General features: G+C 69.4%; 8 protein-coding genes. 3 read left to right on the forward strand and 5 right to left on the reverse strand.

From position 1 onward, the window contains the following. Positions 1 to 122 precede the first annotated feature (122 nt). Positions 123 to 1,004: a LysR family transcriptional regulator gene (locus AC27VN_RS01460; protein ID WP_490875352.1), complete on the forward strand. Its 882-nt coding sequence runs from the start codon at positions 123 to 125 to the stop codon at positions 1,002 to 1,004. On the opposite strand, the gene AC27VN_RS01465 is transcribed toward AC27VN_RS01460, so the two are convergent. From AC27VN_RS01465 to AC27VN_RS01485, 5 genes are all read right to left on the reverse strand, one after another. Continuing rightward, positions 910 to 1,605 (reverse strand): RNA polymerase sigma factor, encoded by a 696-nt coding sequence (locus AC27VN_RS01465; RefSeq protein ID WP_490875353.1) that lies wholly within the window; start codon positions 1,603 to 1,605, stop codon positions 910 to 912. The genes AC27VN_RS01460 and AC27VN_RS01465 overlap by 95 nt on opposite strands. Positions 1,606 to 1,695: 90 nt before the next feature. Continuing rightward, a complete protein-coding gene (locus AC27VN_RS01470; protein ID WP_490875357.1) occupies positions 1,696 to 14,142 on the reverse strand; it encodes a filamentous hemagglutinin family protein in 12,447 nt (4,148 codons plus the stop codon). A gap of 339 nt (positions 14,143 to 14,481) precedes the next feature. Further along, on the reverse strand, positions 14,482 to 15,498 hold the full coding sequence (locus AC27VN_RS01475) for a FecR family protein (protein ID WP_490875354.1): 1,017 nt from the start codon (positions 15,496 to 15,498) through the stop codon (positions 14,482 to 14,484). Positions 15,499 to 15,577: 79 nt separating this feature from the next. Then, positions 15,578 to 16,084, reverse strand: coding sequence for an RNA polymerase sigma factor (locus tag AC27VN_RS01480; protein WP_296784918.1), 507 nt, complete (start codon positions 16,082 to 16,084; stop codon positions 15,578 to 15,580). Then, a complete protein-coding gene (locus tag AC27VN_RS01485) occupies positions 16,081 to 17,052 on the reverse strand; it encodes a TonB C-terminal domain-containing protein (protein ID WP_490875355.1) in 972 nt (323 codons plus the stop codon). Before AC27VN_RS01485 ends, AC27VN_RS01480 begins: the two co-directional genes overlap by 4 nt. A gap of 161 nt (positions 17,053 to 17,213) precedes the next feature. On the opposite strand from AC27VN_RS01485, the gene AC27VN_RS01490 reads away from it, so the two are divergent. Next, a complete protein-coding gene (locus tag AC27VN_RS01490) occupies positions 17,214 to 17,963 on the forward strand; it encodes an STN domain-containing protein (RefSeq protein WP_490875356.1) in 750 nt (249 codons plus the stop codon). Positions 17,964 to 17,971: 8 nt separating this feature from the next. Then, positions 17,972 to 18,520 (forward strand): RNA polymerase sigma factor, encoded by a 549-nt coding sequence (locus AC27VN_RS01495; RefSeq protein WP_093352433.1) that lies wholly within the window; start codon positions 17,972 to 17,974, stop codon positions 18,518 to 18,520. The last annotated feature ends 112 nt before the right edge of the window (positions 18,521 to 18,632 follow it).

Below are 18,632 nucleotides of genomic sequence, written 5' to 3' on the forward strand. Positions count from 1 at the left end.
GAGGGGTTCTGGACGACGGCACCGCTCGTGGCGATGCCGTCCGCAGGGAGTATTGCGATCCCGCTCTTCGCCCGGTAGTACCATTCTTCGGCGAACTGTGTCGCGATTGGAGGAACGCCAGCTTGGACATCGAGGACCTGCGTACATTCGTCGAAGTGGCCAGTGCCGGAGGGGTGTCGCCGGCGGCGGTGCGACTGGGCATCTCCAAGTCGATGGTGAGTCGGCGACTGCTTCGGCTCGAAGCGGAACTGGGTGTTCAACTGCTCGCGCGATCCACGCGCGGCGCCGCGCTCACGGAAGCCGGCAGCACGTTCCGCGACTACGCGGCCAAGGTCTGCGTCGACATCGACACGGCCATGGAGACGATCCTGCCCGCGGGCGAGCTTCGCGGCCGCCTGAGGATCGCGGTGCCATTGAGTTTCGGCCCGACGCACTTCGCGCCCATGCTCGCCGAGATGGCGAAGCGCCATCCCCAGCTCCACATCCAGACCTGCTACAGCGACAGATTCGTCGATCTGATCGCCGAAGGCTTCGACTGCGCGATCCGGGTCGGCTATCTCGAGGACTCCAACCTCATTGCAAGAAGCGTCGGCCCGATCTACGGCAAGCTCGTGGCGAGCCCGAGCTACATCAGCGCGCACGGGTCGCCCGAGACCCCGGACGAACTCGGTGCCCATGAAGCGCTGATGCAGGGCACCGAGGCCTGGCAACTGATGGATGGCGACCGGATCATCACGGTCCGACCGCAGGGGCGATTCAAGGCCGACAACGGCACGGCGCTGGTCGCCGCCGCGGTGGCGGGCCTCGGGATCGCCTATGTGCCGGACTGGCTCACGCACGAATACATCGCCGCCGGTGCGCTGGTGCCGGTCATGACGCGCTATCCACCGCCCCCCGCGGGGGCTTACGTCATCCGGCCGCCCGGCCAGCATCCGGCCAGGAAGATACGCGTGCTGACCGAACTGCTGATCGAGCACTGCGAGCGGTTGTCGCATCCCGCGTGAGCTGGGGACAACCCACGCCGGCGGGCGCTTCGGGAACCCTCCGTTCGGCGCAGTGGCCCAGGGCCTGGCGCAGCGTGGTGTCCACGGTACGCAGCGAGATGCGCAGCCAGTCGGCGACTTCCTCGCGCGTTCGTTCCTCGATGCGCAGCGCGACCAGCACGGCGCGATGCCGACGAGGCAAAGCTCGCAGGGCACGGTCCAGCGCCAGCACCTCGGAGCGCTGCTCGGCGATCTCGTGGGGGCCGGGCGTGGCGTCCGCCAAGGCGTCCAGGTCGACGTCCTCCATGCTCACCGTGCGCCGAGCGCGCGCGCCGCGCAAGCGATCGATCGCCGCGTTGCAGGCGACCCGGTAGACGTAGGCCTGCCGGTTGGGCAGTGGCACCGCCAGGCTGCTTTCACCCAGGCGCAACCATGCGTCGTGCAGGCATTCGCTGGCCATGTCCGCGCAGCCGAACTTGCGCGCCAGCTGGCGTTTCAAGCCGTCGTAGTTCATGACCAGCACGTCGCGCAGCGCGAGGCTGTCGTCGATCCCGGCGAGATCCTCCTGCGCAGCAGGGGCGGCCGCGGGCATCTCCAGGTACTGCACAACGCTCAGGTCCATGACGGATCGATCCTCGGGTTGGGGGGACGCGCCATCCCAGGCCTCGCGCGAAACGAGGCCTGCGAAAGCGCAAACGCGGAGAGAGCGGAGCTATCGATCCCGCTGCAGGCTGCGACGCTCGTCGTCGGTCAGGCGGGCCCATTGCCTGGGGTCGATGTTGTTTCCCAGCCCCACGATCTGCGCGACGCTGGAGGCGTTGTAGGGGCGCGGAACGCCGGACTGCGCGCCTGGACGGGGCAAGCTATCCGTGCCTTTTTCGTCGGGCGCCTCGTTGCCGAAACCGAGCACGCGCACCGTGAATACCGAGGGCAAGGCCTGCCGCGCGGCCGTGCGTTCGCGCTGCACCGTGTCCTGCGCGGCCATCGCGGCCTGCGATGCCGCGGCACTCGCATTGGTCAAGGCGCTCACGTTCACCGACGCGACCACCGGCAACCCGGCCGACTCACCCTTGACCTGGATGTTGGCCGCATTCACCACCTGCAGCGCCGCGAGATTGACGTTGCCCGAAACGCGGATGCCTGCTTCGCCCGCGTCGATCGTGCCCAAGGGCGCGATCAGGTCCACGTCGCCCGGCGGCACTTCGGGAATCGGATCGAGCGTGGCGATGCCCGCGCCCGTGCTCGGCACGTTGGGCGAGAGCTTCACGTTGCCGAGCGTGTCGTACTCGCGCTTGGGCGGCGTGTACACCAGCGTCGTCTTCGAGCCGCGACCCGCGTTGATGTCGCCCTCGGCGGACCAGGCGAGGATGTCGCCGCCGAAGGTGGTCATGATGCGCGACAGGCCCAGCAGGATGCTGCCCTTGCTGTACATGTCGATGCTGCCTTCGCCCTGCGTGAGCAGGCCGGCGGGCACGGCATCGGGCGTGGTGGAAGGCGCGACGCCTTCCACGCCGAGAATCGTCTTTCCGCCCGGCGTCAGTATCTGGACATCGCCTCCGGCGATGGTGCGGATGCCCGCATTCTTCGGCGCCCCCTGGAACAGCGTCAGATCGCCGCGGCGGACGATGGCCTGGCCCGCCGCATCCTGTTCGGGGAACAGCGCGGCGATCGCATTGCGTCCGCGCAGATAGCTGCCGAAACGCTTGCTGTCCGGCGCGTTGTATTCGCGGCCGCCGGCGGTGAGTTCGGCGTAGAACACCTGCCGCACGAAGATGCGTTGCTGCTCCGGCGCCAGGGCCTGGAAATAACTCAGTGCATCGAGGGCCGAAGTGGCCAGGTAGCCATAGCGATCCTTCAGCCACTGCGCGAGTTCAGCGTCGTAGGTCTTCACGACCCGACCCGGCTGGTCGGCCAGTGGCGCCGACGGATCGATCGCGCGGGCCGGATCGAGATACTGCCGCGCGAAGCCGGCGACGTCGGTCGCGCCCTGTCCCGGCAGCCCCTTGCCCAGGCCGCTTTGCACCACGATGCCGGCACCCGGCCGCAGATCGCCGGGGACCAGCGCGCCCATGCTGGTCAGGCTGGCGATGTTGCCCTGATAGACCTGACCGCCCGCGGACACTTCGAGCGTGCCGGGGCCGGCGATCGAGAAATTGGAGAAGATCACGTCGCCCTGCGCCGCGATCATCGAGACGTCGGTGACGGCGTCCTGCACGATCAACCCGCTGCTGTTGACGATGTCGCCGCCGGCCAGCATCCGCAGCGGTTTGGAGGCCTGGTAGAGCGTGGCACTCTGCCCCACGCTCCAGTTGACGTTGATCGCCTGGCCGATCTGGACCTTGATCACATCGCCGGTCAGTGCATAGACATGCGACATCACGCCGCTGCCGGCCATGCTGCTGTCGCTCACCGTGTTCGGCCCGAACATGAACAGCGTACCGCCCGCGCCCTGGTATGCACCGCCGGAAACGAGGTTGAAGTCGTAGAGGGACAGGCGATCCGATGCCGCATCGAGGCCGCGCCAGTGGTTGGTGCCGACGAGGTTCCGCTGCGGCGTGTCGTCGACGATCTGCCAGGCAGGGTGCTGCGGCGTGCTCATCGCCGCCGCGCTGGTGCCGAGCGGCCCGATGAACGAACCCGACGTCGAGCCGCTGTTGGATTCGTCGCCGCTGACCAGGCCCCTGGCCAGCAGATCCAGGTGGCCGTAGGGGGAGGGCGCCATGAACGCGTTGTCCGTCGAGTAGTAGATGCTGCCGCCGGCAGCCACCATGCTCAGGCTGGCGGGCAAGGTCGACGTGGCGATCAGTCCGATCGTGTCGCCATGGGGGCCGAACGGCGAGGCGTTTCCGCCCGCGGAGAACAGCGCCAGCGCCGTGCGGTCGGTCCACAGCGTGAACCAGCTGGCAGCGGAGCCGCTCGCACCGCCGGCGGATGCCATCGTCTCGGATCGTTCGCCCACGCGTCCCGGATCGATCACCGAGCCCAGCACCAGGTCGCCCAGCGTATCGACGCGCAAGGTGCCGTCGCCCGGCGCGAAGTTCACGGCGCTGCTGCGCACCGAACTGTGGGCGATGTAGGGGTCGGCTGCGCGCGGGTCCTGGTTGTTCGCCGTGGCAAAGCCGCTCAGCAGCAGACCGCCGACGTCCCTTGCCGCCAATTGGGTGTCGCCACGCAGGTTGACGTACAGGCCGCCGCTGATGAGACCGCCGGCCTTCACATCCAGCGTGCCGCCGCCGGTCTGCAACAGGGTTCCCGCGTCCGTCATCCGGCCGCTGCCGCCGACCGACGCCAGCAGGCCCTTGGTCTCGTCGCCGGCCACGCCGATGTTGCCGCCGACGCGGATCACCGCATTGCCGCCGCCCAGTGCGCCGACCCCGGCGTAGCCGGCCAGGCCCAGCGTCGCGAGCGAGATGCCGCCGTCGAGCACGTAGCTGCCGAAACTCAGTCCCCAGGCGGTGCGTTGGCCCAGTTCGGCGCCGCCCTGGCGCCACAGCCAGTCGCCAACCGACATGGCGTTGGGCGTCAGGTAACCGCTGACGTTGCCTTGCGCCGACAGCGTGAAGTCGCCGCCGTTTTCCGTGAACCACAGGCGTTGCGCACCGAGCGTGTTCTCGTAAGCCGAATTGCCGGCACCCAAGACGCTGCGGCCGCGCGGATCGGTCGCGTCGGGCACGGTGGCGCGCGCCGCGTTCCAGCCGGATTCGGCGCCGGTGCCGGCCACCGAGGTCCCGGCGGTGTAGACGCCGAACAGCGAGTTCTGTTTGTAGTCGCCGCCGACGTACAGATCCAGATCGCCGGTGCCGGTGCGAATCACGCTGAGCGCTTCCGACGGCTGCACAGGACCCTGGCTGCCGGGCGCGGCCTGTGTCGCGGCCAGATGGAGATCGTCGAGCACCATGTTGCCGCGCCCCGAAAGCTGCGTGCCGGTCTGCAACGAGCGCGTATCGGCGGCAGCCAGGTCCGCGCCGCTCACGAGGCGGATGGACGCCGACATGCTGCCCGCGGCCAGCATCGGCGCAATGGCCCACATCCGGCCCGGCTCCGGCCGCGAACCGGAGAGCACGATATCCGCGCCGCCGGGGACATCCGAGACGAGCACGGTGCCCGCGGCGACCGTGATGGTGCCGTACAGGAAGCCCGGAATGCTGTCGCCCGGCAGGTAGACGGCGCCGGTGCCGTCCGAGACGGAGCCCGAGACGACGACGGGATAGCCGATGCCGGTCATGACGCTGGGGAACAGGTAGTAGGCATCGCCCCAGTCCGGATTGAAGGGCGCGTCGAACGTGACGTCCCGCGTCGTCGCCTGCCCCGTCAGCAGCACCTGCTGCCGGATCTGCCAGCCGCCATCGTCGGGCGTCGCGGGCGGCGGCGCGAAGCCATCGTTGATGCTGCCGTGGATGTTGAGGTCGCCCCCCGCGCGCAATGCCAGCGACATCGGTTCGCCGGCGCCGTAGCGGGCCGACGCGGGGTTGCGATCGGCATCGGGGCCGTAGCGGTAACCCGAGAGATCGAGGTCGCCCTGGACCGTGAGATTGCCGTCCGGCGTGCGGCTGTCGATCTCGACGCCGGGGCGCAGGTGGAAGGCCGCTGCGTAAGCCGCGAGTCCGGCGATGCGCGCCTGCAGGCCCGCATTGCCGCGTGCGGCGTTGTCGAAGGCCCGGCTGTCGCTGTCGATGAGGTCGAGGTAGGCCTGGTCGACGATCTGGCCGTCGGCATCGTTCGGGTCGGCCGGTGCATTGGTGTAGCGCGCCACGCCGTTGAGCGCGATGCTCTGCGCGCCGCGGATGTTCAGCGGCCCGGCCGCCGAGATGGCGATGTCTCCGCCGGTGGCATTGGCGGGCGCGTCGGGGCCGGTGGCGCTGGGACCGGTGCTGCCCACGCGCGGCGCATCGATCTCGAGGCGGCCGCGCGCCATACCGTCGGGCGAGCTCAGGTCGATCGTCGCGCCCGTGTCGAGGCTCACCGTTCCGTTGACTGCACGCAGCGACACCTTGGCCCGGTTGGCGGCATCGATCGGCGCACCGTGGCTGTCGGTGACCAGCCTGCTGGCGTGCGCGTCGAGCACGGCGCGGCCGGTCAGCCTCAGGTCGTTGCTCGCGGCCAGGTCGATCTGCCCGGGCCCTTCGCTCGAAGCGTCGATGGTCCCGTCCACCGTCAGGCTGCCTCCATCGGTGCTGATGCTGACCTGGCGCGCGCGCACACCCGTGCCCACCGTCAGGTCGCCCTGCTTCACGACAAAGCGGCGCGCACCGAAGAAGCCCGCATCGTTGAGCTGCCGGTTCAGCGCGGCGAAGTCCGTGTCGGCGAGACGCTGCACGGTCAGACCGAAGCGCCCGTCCGAGAATCCCGCGCCGCCGCCGGTGGCCGCGAGCGTGCCCGCCAGCGTCGCGCTGCCCGCCGCCGCGCCGACGGTGAGCGATCCCGCATCGTTGTGCGCGGCCGAGACATCGATGCGCGAGCCGGCCGACTGCGCGATGCTGCCCCCGGCGCTGGTCATCGTCACGTCCCCGCCCCAGCTGTATTTGGTGATGTCGTAGAACGTGACGGCACGGCCCGACAGATCGATTCGCGCATCGTCGCCCAGGCGCACATCGCCGTCGGCCCTCAGCGTGAGCACGCCGCTGGGCAATGCGACCGCCGTGTTCAAGGTGATGCTGCGGCCCTCCAGCGTCAGCGATGCGCCCAGGTCGGCAATGGAAGCCGTGTCGGCCGCGCTGGTTCCCGGCAGCGTCGACACGTCGATCGCGCCGCCCGCCACATAGCGCATCGCCGCGCCGGCCTCACCGGTCAGCAGCGGCGTGGCGATCGTCAATGCGCCGCCATGCAGCGTGCCATCGGCATCCCGCGACTGCCCCACCGACAGCGCGCCCTTGTTGTTCGCCGTCACGCGTCCGGAGGCATGGATCGCCACCGCGCCGAAGCCCAGCGCCAGCCGGTCGAGCTCCACCTGCCGTTGCGGCTGGCTCATCGCGTCGTAGCCGAACTGCACGGTCTGCGCATCGATGACCAGCGAGCCCCGTCCGGTACCGGGCCCGCCGGGCTGCACCGCCACCGGCGGCACATTGGCATACGGGCTGGTGGTGCGTCCATTGCCGGTCGCGAGACCATTCCAGACGAAATTGCGGGTGGCGATGCGCACCGTGTCGTCCTCCGCGCCCAGGCCATAGAAGGCCGGGGTGTTGAAGACCATCTGCGCCGACGAGTCGCCGGTGTCCAGCGTCAGCGAGCCATAGAAGTTGAAGGCGCCGCCGGCCGTCAGGCTCAGGCGCTCGAGTGCCGGCACCCCGGCGGACGACGACGGGCGCAGCAGGCGATTCAGCGTGTCCTGCGTCAGTTGCCAGCCAGGCTGCAGGCTGCCGGCCGTCTGCGCCGCGGCCAGGCTGGCGGCCGTGCCGATGTTGATCTGGTCCTGCGCCACCGTGAGATAGCGCGCGCCCAGGTTCACGTCGCCCAATGCCAGTCCGCCCGGCGCGGCGAAGGCGATCGTGCCTTCGCTGAGCAACGAGGCGCCGTCGCTGACGACCATCTTGCCGGTGCCCGTCGCGGGCAGGAAATCCAGCCAGCCATTGCTCAGCGCGAGCACCGCCGGGCCGTCATTGGCATACAGAAAGCCCAGGCTGGAATCGATGCTCGGCTGCCCCATGCCCCGGGTGTCCAGGACCGCGCCACCATCGACGTCGACCTGCTGGCCCAGCAGGAAGATCTGGCCGGCGCGCAGGCTGGCGCCGTCGTGAACCCGCACCACGCCGCCCGTTCCGTAGGCGGAGAAGGAAACGCGTGCACCGGCGTCGCCGGTGGATGCGCCGTTGTTGAACACGACGACCCCACCGATCGACAAGGTGCCGGCATTCAACGCGCTGAGGGTGTCGGCAGAAATGGAGATGGCGCCCGCCGTCGGCTGCGCGGCACCGCCGACGATCTCGATCGGCTTGTCGCCCAGCACCGAGACCTGGCCGCGCGTGCCGCCGGCGGCCGCCTCCAGGCGTGCCGTGCCGTCGAACTGCAGCGGCACCACCTCGTCGTTCTGCACGAGCCTGAAGCGCAGTATCTTGCCGTCGGCCGGCAGCATCGGCCGCACATTGCCGAACTGCGCGGCCTGCGCCGCCGCGAAGTCCGCGTAGCCGGTCTCGTTGTACTGCGACAGGTGCCGCACCGTGTCCGCGCTGGTGAGCAGCACCTGGCTCGGCAGGCTGTCGCGGATGCCGGTGTTGGCCGTGGACAGCGTGCCCGACGTGGCCCATGTTCCCGCCGTCGCCAGCGCGCCGGGGACCGGCCCGGTACCGGCCCGCGCGCTCAGTGGCGGTCCGACTTCGATGCGCCATGCGTTCGGCATCAGTGCGAAGCTCGCCGGCAGCAGCGTGTAGGTGCCGGCCGGCAGGCCCGGCACACCCGCGCCGATCGTGATCTGCCGCCCCAGCGCCGGATCGCCGGCACCCTTGTCGTCGATCGTCGGCGCATAGCTGGACGCGTAGCCTGGAACGATCGCATAGACCGCGTTGCCCGCCTGGCTCTGCCCATGGCTGCGCGGATTGGCATTGGCCAGCGGCGTGGTCAGCACATCCACCGAACCGCCGCGTCCGCTGACGAAGCCCGCGCCGCGCAACTCGCCACCGCCGGACAGGTCGAGCACCGCGCCCGCCTCGGCCAGCACCGAGCCGCCCCCCAGTGCGATGCCTTGCGGCAGCGAGAAGCTTTCGCCGCGCACCGCGCCACCGTCATGGACGAGATAGTCGACCGCATTCACCCCCAACTGGTAGAGCGTGCCATCGGCGCCGCGGTAGCTCACGCCATCGGAGGTCCCGCCATAGGGCATGCTCAGCCCAGCCGCGCTGACCGAGGTCACGCTGCCGTTGCGCAGGATCAGGCGCATGTCCGCGGTGATGTCCGTGCGCAAGGTGGCCGTGGTGATCCAGTTGAGAAAACCACTGCCCCCGCTGTCGTTCAATGCGATCGAGCCCAGCGGCGCACGGACGATGCCGCCCTGGTCCAGGGTCGGCGCGATCATCACCAGCCGGCCGAAGACCGAATCGGGCATGGGCGCGGCGTGGCCATTGGAACGAATCACCAGGCTGGCGTCGGGATTCCATGCGGTCCGGCCCGTGTTGTCCGAATAGAAGCCGGCCAGCAGCATGCCGCGCTGGTTGCTGACGGGATAGAGCTGGGCCGCCTCGATCGATAGATCGAGCGGCACCACGAAGGCCGCTTCCCTGTTGAAGCGGATGTCGCCATCGCTTCGCAGCGTCACGTTGGCGAAGCCGTCCGCCGTGAAGGCCACGGTGGAACTGGGGTTGTTGGGGTTCGGCGGCGCCGCGATCGTCGTGCCGTCGCCATGGGTGCCGGAAACCCCGCTCTGCACCGTGCCGAAGATATCGATCAGGTCCGCCGTGAGCGTCAGCGCGCTGGCGCCAGCGGGCTTTTCCGCGGGTCGGGCCGTCGCGATGCCCGGGGTGTAGTAGTTCGGTGTCCCGGTCCAGTTGCCACCATCGAGCCGGATGGTCGGCGCGGCCAGCCGCACCTGCGCATCCGGAGTCTGCGCGGCCACGGTCAGAAAGCCGTTGCGCAGATTCAGGCTGCGGCCCAGCGACAGGTCGATGTCGCCGTCGAAGACGAACAGATCGCGGGCCGACAGCGTCAGCGCATCGAAGCCGCCCGCCTGCACCTGGTCCACGCCGAGCACCGCCGTGCCGACCTTCAGCGTGGGATCGCTCACGCCGGGGCGCAGCCCGGCCGGCAGATCGCTGCCGGGACGCTGCTGCACCAGCGTGATGTTGTGCATCGTCTGGAAATCCATCGAGATGGCTTCGCTGTTCGCGGAGTAGTTCCGATTGGCCATCTCCAGCGTGAGCGAGCCGCCGGCCGCGCCGACACCGCCCGACCGCGCCGACAGGCTGCCGTCGATCGCCATGCCCATATAGGAATGCAGGCCGATGCTGCCGCCGTTGCCGGCCAGGGCCAGCGGTTGCGAAGCCTGACGGGCCGACCCGCCGGCCGCGCCATCGACTTCGGCGAACGCACCCGATGCGTCCAGCACCGCGCCCGGACGAATCACCACGAACGCGTCCGACAGCCCGATGTCGATCGTGCCGCCGTCGGGCGCGATACCGTAGGCGCGCCCCTCGATGTCGTGCGCCACATGGGGGCGCGCGGCCGCATCCAGCACGGCGTGCTCGCCGATCCAGATCGAACGCGACGGCGATGCCTGATAGGCCAGCGGCCCCGGCAGCGAGGCGATCGAGATGCTTCCGCCCCAGGCGTCGAGGCGGCCATCGACCGTCACCTGTCCGCCATTGCTCCACAGCGCGATGTCCTGGCCGGGATCGACGCCGATCCGCGCGCCGGTGCCGACGATCAACGATGCGTTCGTGCCGGCGCTCGCCACCCGGGACCCGGCGTCCAGCGCGATGCCGGCACCGCCACGCTGCGTCAGCGTCGCATGCACCGCATCCTCGAGATAGAGCGGCGGCGTCCAGGTCGCAAGGCGGTCGCTCAGCCTGGCACCGGTGGGCAGTGCGCGCATGGCATCCAGATCGGGCCACAGCACGGGCATCTTCACATCGACCTGCGTGCCCGGCAGCACCGTGATGCCGTCGTTGGCGGACACGAGGTAGTGGGCAAAGCCGCTCTGGAACAACGACGATGACAACTGCGCCGTGGCGCCAACCCCGGCAGTCCGCGGCAGCACGGCGCCGGCCGACAGCACCGATCCGGCAGGCAGCGTGAGCGCCGCGCCCAGTACCGTGCCCGCCTGCAGGTACTGCGGCGTCGGATAGATCGGCACGCCGTCCGGAAACACGTCCGGCGGGATGGTGCTGCCAACGCCCAGCTTCAGGCTCAGCAGCGCGGTTCCCGCGGGGATGCGCGTGCCTTCCAGATAGGCGGCGCGCGCATCGGTAACGATCGACCCCGGTGGCACCACCCATTCGGCCTGCGTCACCACGGCCGCGCCGTTCTGCAGGTACGACAGCACGGGAGCGTCCGTCACCGTGTAGCCGGCGGGTCGCTTGGAGATGGTGACGACCACGTCCATCGGCACGCGCTCGCCAGCGGCAAGCTGGTAGTCCTGCAGCAGTCTCAGGTTGGCCGGCGCGGCCTGGCCGGCCTGCAGCAGTCCAGGCGTGTCGAGCAAGGCGCCGCCGATGCCGACGGCCGCGCCCGACTGCACGTGGAGCGTGCCGCCGCCGTCGACGCCATAGCCTCGCAGCGCTCCCTCCAGCGTCAGCAACGCCGCTCCCGGCGTCGCACCGAGGTCGGTCACGTACGCCGCCGCCAGCGTGATGTCCCCGCCGGTTCCGCCGCGCAGCGCGCCGGTGGACAGCAGCGCCGCGCCCGAGGACACGTCGATCGCGCTGCCTTGCGACAGCGTGACGGCGCCGGTGTCGCGGATCGATACGCTGCCACCGTCCACATGGGGCAGCCCGGTGGCATCGTCGGGGTCGCCTTGCAGGTTGCTCCAGAGGCCGCTCGCATCGAGCGTCACGCCGCGGGCCACCGTGACTTGCGGTGCATCCTGCCCGGACGGCGTGGGCAGCGCCACGTCGAGCGTCTTGCCCGAGGCGGTGATCGAGGTCTGCACATTGCCCAGGGCGATGTGGCCGCTGCGCGCGGTCAGGTCGGCGTTGACGCGGACCTGCGGTGCGTACAGCGCGATCGTGCCGCCCGGCGTCACCGTCAATGCACCATCGACCGTCAGGCTCTGCTTCGCGGCGGCCAGCATGGCGCCCAGCCCGAAACCATCCAGCAGCGAGCTGTCGACGCGCGCCTTGCCCTGCAGTTCCTCCGGCAGCGGCGCGCTCGCGTTGCCGTCCTGCAGCGTGTCCGTCACCTGCTTGCCATCCGTGCCGAACACGATCTCGTTCATGGTCGGTGCGAGGTTGTGGAACACGCCGGTCGGACCGTTCTTCGCATCGGTGTTGAAGGCGCTGGTGTAGCTGCCGAGGATCAGTTGCGCGGCGAGCGCCGCCGCGTCGTGCGATTGGCCGTACCCATCCATCCCGTCATCGCGCTTGATCGTTTGCCGCGGGCCCTGGTACACGTTCGACGTGATGTCGCCCTCGAGCACGGCCGCGCCGGTCGAGACGATCAACTGCCCCGCATCGCGGCCCACCGTATAGCCGTTCTCGAGCCGCTGCTGCGGTCCGATCAGCGGGTTGTAGAAGAAGCCCGTGGTCTTGTCGCCCCAGCGCTTGTGCGCGTCCTCGTAGCCCTTGTAGAGGCCCGTGTACTGCACATCGGCGGGTGCGCTCGAGACTTCGTAGAGCCGGCCGTCGGCCCCTTTGAGCCAGCTTTGCTTGATCATCCCGGTCTGCACGTCCAGCGTGCCGCCCGAGAGGTTGATGTTCGAGCCCGCCTGCGCGACCAGCTCGTTGCCCGCGAACACCACGCTGCCGCCCTGCGCGCCCCACTCGCCCACGGTGTGGCCCTGCAGGCCCAGGTAGCCGCCGACCTCGAGCAGGCCGCCCGGCGTGTACCAGCGCTCCTTGTCGTAGCCGCCCACGCCGGCCGCCACGCGCAACAGCTTGCGCCGGTCGATCCACACGTTGCTGTTGTTGAGCAGCGTGGTGTCGCGGTTCAGCGGCGCATCGCGCTGTTCGTTGCCCTGGATGTTGATCTCGACGTTGTTCGAGGACATCGCGACCTGGACGCCCACGGCGCCCGAGACATCGAGGCGCGCGCCATTGGCCACCGTGCTGCGGCCATTGCTCGCGGCCACCGCGATCTGGCCGCCAGTGGCCAGCGTGGTCGATCCGCCTTCGAACACCACATCGCCGCCCGAGACGATCTCGATGCGCGACTGGTCGCGGCGGTCGTCGAGGCGCGCGAGGTTGTCGAAGCCACCCGAGGCCGCGGTGCGGCGCGCCAGGTCCTGCACGGCCGAATCGGCGATCAATGCATCGCGCTGGCTGTCCAGTGCGGTGCGGCCGTTCTGGTCGTCGAGCAGGATGGCATTGAGGCCACGCGCGGTCACCGTGACGCTGCCGAGCTTGTCGCTGGCCGAGTTCAGTAGATGGATGGTGCCGCGCGTGTCCACCGTCGTCGTGGCGATCGCCACGCCGTCCTGCACCACCTTGCGCCCCGCGAGCGTGATGTCGCCTTCGGGCGCCTGCAGCAGGCCGGTGTTGGTGACCGCGCCCGCCGTGCTGTCGGCATTGAACTGCGGCGCGACCTCGTTGCCGCGCGTGGTCGCGTACTGGTTGCCCGTGGTGCTCTGGCCGGGCCGCACGATGAAGAAGTCGCCGGCTGCCATCTGCACCTGGCCGCGTGGCGTGGTGATGGCACCCGCGTTGCTGACCTCCTTGCCGAGCAGCAGCGCATAGCCGCCGCCTTGCGTGACGGTCGTCGGCACCGCGGTGTTGATGCGCGCACCGGCCTGCACCTCGACCTTGCCGTTGGCATCGGTGAAGCTCGGCGTGTAGGCCCCGCTTTCCTGCGCGCTGTAGATGCCGCGCGCCTTGAACTGGTCATCGCCGATCCTGGCGGCAGCCGCCACGAGGTTGCGTGTATCGGTCTGGCTCGATCCGCTGAACACGATGCCGTTGCGGTTTGCGATCAGCACCGTGCCATCGGCCTTGATCTGGCCCTGGATCTGTGAAGGCCGCGCCTGCGGATCGTTGACGCGGTTGAGCACGGCCCAGTCGGCCTGCTGCCTGAAATCGACCGTGGTGCGCTTGCCGACGTTGAAGGTTTCCCAGTTGAGGATCGCGCGATCGCCGTTCTGTTGAATGGTGACCGTGGTACGGCCATCGGTGCCTTGCGATTGCACAGGGGCCTGGGCATTGAGCCAACCAGCGGTCAGCGAATTGGTGTCGACGCGCAACCCGCCATCGGCCAGACCATCAGGCACGGAAGAAGGATCATCCAGCGCCGCTTGCCGTGCGGCAGCCTGTGCAGCCTGCTGCGCCGCGATGCTCTGCGCGGCCAGGTTCAGATTGCCCAGCGAACGCTGCAACTGCTCGCGCGCCTGCTGCTGTTGCGCGCTCGGCGTGTTGAGCGAGGACACCGGCAGGCCATTGGGCAGACGCCCTGTCGCAATAGCCTGCCCCTGCGCGATGTTCTTCTGCGCCATCCACGCCGCACTGAACGCACGCTGCTGCGCATGCGCCGCGCCTGCCGCACCGATCGCAGCCAGCATCAGCGTGATGACCCGCGCCACCGGTGCCATCCTGAATACCGAAACCTCCCCGCCCGCCCTGTGGTCCTTCGCGCCGCGCTGCCGTGTGCTCATTGAAATGCCCGCTGATAGGTTGTGTCGATATCAAGCGGCCGTCCGACTCCTGCCGGCCAGCCAAGTCCATGTCCATTCACGCGGTACTGCGACGGGTCGCGAGCAGTGCGCAAATCTTCTGTGGGACTAAGACAAATGGCAGCCAACGAGTCCGCAAACTTTTTTTTGTTTTCTTTTTGAAGCGATGCGCCGCCTCCAGCGCGCATCGAACAGGCGATCCCCATCGCGGATGACGCGAGGAGGTGTCATCCATCGGCGGCAATGAGACGTCCTGCGTCAGCTCAGAATGTACAGGCCACCCGGCAGGGAGCGGGCCTTCAAGTCATAGGTGCGCTGCAGCAGCGACAGGGCCTCGCTCAAGGAGGCAATGTAGAAACTGCCGCTCACGGGCATGTCGCGCACCGATGCATTCATCAGCAGCACGCGGCCAGGGCGGTAGCGGTTGATCTCGGCGATCACTTCCGCCAGCCGGGTGTTGTTGAACACCAGTTCCCCTTTTCGCCAAGCCGATGCCTGCGCGGGATCGACGGTGCGCGCGAGGCCCAGCGTGCCGCCGTCATAGATCAGCTGTTGATGGGCGGCCAGGCGGCGTTCCCCGAGTGGATGCTCCACGCGGGCCGAGCCCTCGATGCAGGTCACGCAGATCTTCCCTTCCAGGTTTCGCACCTCGAAGCGTCCGTCCTCGGCGAGGCTGCGGCCGGTCCCGGCCACGACCGCGAAAGCGCGACTGCCGGAGGCCCTCGCGGGCCTGTCGACGTCGACGGCGGCCTCTCCGCTCAACAGCTCGATCCCCGTGGTCTCGCCGCTCGCGCCCTGACGGCGGATGCGGGTCTGCGTGTTCAACGTCACCTTGACCCGAGGGGCCAACTCGAGCGCCTGCTGCTCGCCGGTCTCGGTACGGTAGTCCGCCCCCCATTCGCCGGCGGCCGGCCAGAGGCCGGCCGGTGGATACACCAGGGCAACGCCCGCCACCGCTGCCGCGCCGCTCGCCGCGGCCAGGAAGGCGCGGCGGTTTCGCAGATTGCGCGCGCGTTCTTGCTTGCCTCGCTCACGCGCGGCAGCGGCATCGGGCATGCGGCGCAGCGCGGCGCCGGCCACGGGCTTGAGCGTCGCCCACTGCTGCTTGGCGGCCCGAAAGGCGCTCTCGTGCGCCGGGCTCGCGTGCAACCAGCGTTCGAAGCCTTCGACATCCCAGGCCTTGGCATCGCCGGACGTGAGCAGGCGCAGCCACACCCAAGCCTGCTGGAAGGGCTCGTCGGAGGGATTCGCTCGATGGTCGGCACGGATCTTCATGGCGCTACCTCAGGGGCTCGCACGCCCGGGGCTGCATTCATCAAGACAAATGGCGCGGCATCGGTCCGCAAACTTTTTTTCATCGGCGTGACATCCGGGCCGTCAATTGGTCGTGCGCGTGCTTCAGTTCATATTCGACCGTGCGCTTGGAACATCCCATGCGCTGGGCCGCCTCCTCCTGGGTCACGCCTTCCCAGTGCACCAGGATGAAGATGTCCCGGCGGCGCGCGGGCATGCGCTCCACCCACTGGATCAGGATCTCCATCTCTTCGCGGGATTCGGCGGTCTGCGCCGGACCGGGCGCTGGATCGGACAGGTCCGCGAGCGCGTCGATCTCCTCGATCGACACCGAGCGGCTCTGCCGCCGCTGGACGTTCACCGCCAGGTTGATGGCCATGCGCACCAGATAGCTGCCCGGACTCTGGATCGATCCCTCCACCTCGTGGGTCTTCAGGCGCAGCCAGGCATCGTGCAGTGCATCGCTGGCCAGGTCGTTGTTGCCGACCAGCCGGGCAATGCGCTGCTTGAGCGTGCCGTAGTGCTTGGTGAGGTAACCGATCAGGAGCAGGCGGGCTTCTTCGCTCATGGACGGATCGTTCCGGCAGCGCACGGCGCTTCATCGGCATGGCCCTCGTCGGGTGGCGCGATCAGCAGGGTCACCGGCTGTGGCAGCCCGGACGGCGGAGGACCGCCCACGCGCACCCCCTGCAGAACCGTCAGCACCGCGGCGTCCCGCGGTGCGTCGCCGGTGGAGCTCAGCAGGCGCGGTTGCCGGATCTGCCCGGCGGCATCCAAGCGAAAGCGCATCAGCGAGCGATAGCTGCCTGGCCGGGTCCGGGCGTCGGCACACAGGGCCTCGAGCACGCGGGCCTGGATCTCGCCCGGATAGCCGGACAGGTCGTTCAGGCGGGCGCGCGGGGCGACGGACGACGGATCGAGCGCCATCAGCACGAAGCCGGCACGCGGACCGGCGTCCGCCCTCTCGGCCGTGAGGCCGGTGCCCTCGAGCAGCAGAAACAGGGCGGTCGCCGCCGAGTAGCGGCCCTGCACGGCGGCTGCCGAACGGCCGTCGACCAGGTCGCTGCGAAAGAGCGTGGGTTGCCGCGTCAGCGACGCATAGAGGCGCAGTGCATCGGCGAGCGGCTGGGCGGAAAGATCGAAGTCGAAGCGCTCCGCGGCAAGCTCGGGGTCGGCCGCGGCGAGTTGCACGGCGCGCATGTCGGCCGGCCATGCCGACTGCATGACCAGGGCGAGCAGCGCCGCCTGCATCGTACGAACGCCGGTCGAGCCGGCCGCGCGCAGGAACATGCGGCTCAGCCAGCGAATCTGGATCGGCCGCGCGTCGGCTTTCCGCAGCAGCAGTACCGTGTTCGCCGCAGTTGCGATGGGAAGGCTCGAGACCGATTCGACACGATGCAGACGCCGTGGGGGAACCCGGCATGGTGCGACGACTGCGTGACAGGGCTGTTGCAACGCGTGCTGCATCGGCTTGCACGGACAGGGGCCGAACGACCGGAAGAGCCGGCGTCGTTGTCGCCGTTCTGTCACGTACATGTAAACAAATCGAACTAGCCTCCTCGACAACTTGCTGAGCGGTCTGCCTCGGGCACTTCATTTCAACTTCCGGACGTGTGCGATAGCAGATGACAGCTAACCCGGCATCGGTCAGTGTGCTGGCACTGACAGGGTGCCTGCTGTGGGGCTGCCTCGCGTTCATGGGCACGCTGCTGGTGGCTTCGGAGGCCCGGGCGCAGGTGCCGGCGGCAGCCGATGGCGTAGCCGTGAATCCCATCCCTTTCGACATTGCCGCCCAGGACCTGGGCAGCGCGCTCAACGCCTACAGCCGCCTGACCGGCCTCGCCGTGATGATCGACAGCACCGACGCGAAGCGCCAGTCCGGCACTGTGCAGGGCATCTTCGGCGCGGACGAGGCTCTGCGGCAACTGCTGGCGGGAACGGGGCTGCGCGCGCGCCATGCCGATGCGCAGTCCGTCGTGATCTCTCCAACGGACGATCCGGTGCCGGCCACCGCGGTGCCGCCGGTTGCGACGACGGGAGGCCCCGACATCCCGGGCGTCACCGGCAAGAACCCCGACTTCATGGCTTACATCGCGCGGGTGCAGCAGAGCCTGCGCGATGCGCTGTGCGCGTCGCCGCAGACCCGGCCCGGCCCGTACCGGCTCGCGTTGCAGCTTCGCCTCGATGCGCGCGGCATGGTCGAGCGCTTCCGGCTGCTCGACACGACGGGGCAGGCAACACGCGACGCGGCGATCGCCCGGGTGCTGCGGCGCATGGCCGTGGGTGCGCCGCCGCCCGCCGCGATGGCGCAGCCGGTTTCGATCCTGTTGCTGCCCGAAGGGCCCTCGGCGCGCCCTCAGTGCCCGTCCGTCATCGAGGGCGAAGGGGAGGGCGCGGCCCTGACCGCCGCGCGCACGCCGGACGCGTTCCGGATCGTCGGGCCCTGAGGCACGCCATGCCGGACTCGCTTCGTTCCACGCTGCGCCTGCGCCTGACCGCGCGCTATGCGGAGCTGCGCCGCAGCCTGGAGCGCATCGTGGGCTCGCGCGACGACGCCGCCGATGCGCTGCAGGAAACCTGGGTGCGGCTCGAGGCGACGGCCACGGCGGGCTCGGTGCGCAATGCCGATGCCTACCTGCTGCGCATGGCCGCCAACATCGCGATCGACACGCACCGCCACAACAACGTGCTGCTGACCGATGGCGACGTGGAGGCGCTGATGAACATCGCCGACGAGGTGGGCGATCCGCTGCGCACCGTCGCGGCGCGCAGCGAGCTCGCCACGCTCGATGAAGTGCTGGCGGAGATGCCGCCGCGGCGCCGCGCGATCCTGATCGCGGCGCGCATGGACGGGCTGCTCAACACGGAGATCGCCGAGCGCTTCGGGATTTCCGAGAGCTCGGTGGAAAAGGAGCTGCGCCACGCCATGCGCCATTGCCGCGAGCGCATGGCGCAGTCCGATGCGGTCGAGCGTTCGAACGTCGCGGGCCGTCGGAGATACTGATGTTCATGAGCGCCGACCGCAACGCCAACGCCTCGATCCGCGAACAGGCCGATGCCTGGTGGGCGCGGCTGCGCTCGGGCCGGGCCACGCGCGCCGATGCCGAAGCGCTGCG

Source organism: Variovorax sp. 20P10.2.4, assembly GCF_058244205.1.

Bases quoted from the DNA above. Each gene is read 5' to 3' on its own strand.
- AC27VN_RS01480 (WP_296784918.1), bottom strand. From the start codon at position 16,084: ATGAGCGAAGAAGCCCGCCTGCTCCTGATCGGTTACCTCACCAAGCAC.
- AC27VN_RS01470 (WP_490875357.1), bottom strand. From the start codon at position 14,142: ATGGCACCGGTGGCGCGGGTCATCACGCTGATGCTGGCTGCGATCGGT.
- AC27VN_RS01495 (WP_093352433.1), top strand. From the start codon at position 17,972: ATGCCGGACTCGCTTCGTTCCACGCTGCGCCTGCGCCTGACCGCGCGC.
- AC27VN_RS01485 (WP_490875355.1), bottom strand. From the start codon at position 17,052: ATGTACGTGACAGAACGGCGACAACGACGCCGGCTCTTCCGGTCGTTC.
- AC27VN_RS01475 (WP_490875354.1), bottom strand. From the start codon at position 15,498: ATGAAGATCCGTGCCGACCATCGAGCGAATCCCTCCGACGAGCCCTTC.
- AC27VN_RS01490 (WP_490875356.1), top strand. From the start codon at position 17,214: ATGGGCACGCTGCTGGTGGCTTCGGAGGCCCGGGCGCAGGTGCCGGCG.
- AC27VN_RS01465 (WP_490875353.1), bottom strand. From the start codon at position 1,605: ATGGACCTGAGCGTTGTGCAGTACCTGGAGATGCCCGCGGCCGCCCCT.